We start from the raw sequence: 1623 nt of genomic DNA, 5'->3' as shown, positions 1-1623 counted from the left end.
TATCTTACAGAAGGAGATTATATAAATGCAGGACTTAGTGCATTAAGTATAATCCCCGGAGCCGATGCCTTTACAAAGACAGGTAAGGCAAGCAAAGTACTTGGCAACGGAATAGTTGAAAGCGGACTAAAACACCTTGATAACGTGGCAGATGGAATCAAGAAGCTTGTAAAGAAAGCAGACGATGCAATAGACCTCGAAAAACACCTGCCGAAGAAACTGCTGACAGAGGAAGCCGAAACATTTGCAAAAAAAGCAGATAAAGTGGCGGATGATGTAGTTGAGGATGCGGCGAAGTCGATAAAGGGTGGTACAGATATTATTGTAGAAGTAAATTTGTCTAAAAGTAAGTATCCTGAATCAGCTAAACACATTGAAGATGCAATAGCAAATGGACATCCAGAAATATTGACAATCGATAGAACTTCAGCAAAAAATAATAGAAGGGCATCTTTAAATGGTATAGATAAAATACCAGGGAAGGATTTAGATGAGTATCCGCCAGCAATGTCAAGAGAAGGCGGTAAGGGAGCCAGCGTGCGAGGAATAAATAGTTCTGACAATAGGGGGTCAGGTTCAAGTGTAGGACATCAATTGAGAGGATATCCAAACGGAACAAAATATAGGTATAATATAACGGAATAGGAAGGAAAGCATAGTATGAATGAACGAGAATTGTGGAATGAAGTATATGACTTAATTGGTGAATCACAGAAAGAAATAAGTATTTTTGATGGAAATGAGAGTGTGGGATATGCGGAATTGGAAAAAATGAATCTACTAAGTTTGTCAACGTTAGGTGTAATTATTATTTATTCATCAGGAATTTGTGTTGATAATTGGATCAGAATATTAGGGCAGAAAACTTCGGTACACAAGGGGATTCTGTTTTATAATAACTATCAAAAAGAAAATGTTACTATGGAAAAAATGATGATTGTTGCTCAAGATGTAGTTGGGGGTATATTTGCTATAAACATGGGTAAATATCAAAAAGGGCTAAAAAAAATATGGTATTTTGCACCGGATACATTACAGTGGGAATGTATGGATATGAGTTATGCAGAATTTGTTGCATGGACAATACAGGGAAATACAGATGAATTCTATAGTAGTATGAGATGGAATGGTTGGAAAGAAGATTGTAACAAAGCGGGATTTGATGAAATGATGTTGATATATCCTTTTTTGTGGGCAAAAGAATGTAATTTGGAAACTGCGACAAAAAAAGTTGTTTCATCAGATGAATTAATTAGAATGAATTCAGAGTATGCACAAAAATTTGATAATTGTTGATGCTATACAATCTCTTTATTAAAATTATGTCTCCATTTAGGAACAGTCAAAAACCAAATTGAATATTGCTATCTTAATATGTGGAACGTATTGCTTTCATAGTAAAAGAAGAATACTGTTATGACAGACAGAACAAAAACCTGCTTGTAAGATATGCAGAAGACGGAAGCATGGAGATATATGCGATGCAGTAAATGCAGTGCTATATCTTACAGAAGGAGATTATATAAATGCAGGACTTAGTGCATTAAGTATAATCCCCGGAGCCGATGCCTTTACAAAGACAGGTAAGGCAAGCAAAGTACTTGGCAACGGAATAGTTGAAAG

General features: G+C 35.7%; 2 protein-coding genes. Both read left to right on the top strand.

The features are described from left to right. Window positions 1-645: NucA/NucB deoxyribonuclease domain-containing protein (locus KQI85_RS16275; protein ID WP_216577069.1), on the top strand; the 645-nt coding region annotated here is incomplete at its 5' end. 15 nt (window positions 646-660) lie between these two features. Next, window positions 661-1296 carry a DUF2625 family protein gene (locus tag KQI85_RS16270; RefSeq protein WP_216577068.1) on the top strand — a complete coding sequence of 212 codons (636 nt, stop codon included), beginning with the start codon at window positions 661-663 and terminating at the stop codon, window positions 1294-1296. The last annotated feature ends 327 nt before the right edge of the window (window positions 1297-1623 follow it).

Source organism: Falcatimonas sp. MSJ-15, from assembly GCF_018918265.1.
Taxonomy (GTDB): domain Bacteria; phylum Bacillota; class Clostridia; order Lachnospirales; family Lachnospiraceae; genus Falcatimonas.
The sequence above is the reverse complement of the archived record's forward strand: the minus strand, read 5'-3'. Positions and strand labels throughout refer to the sequence as shown.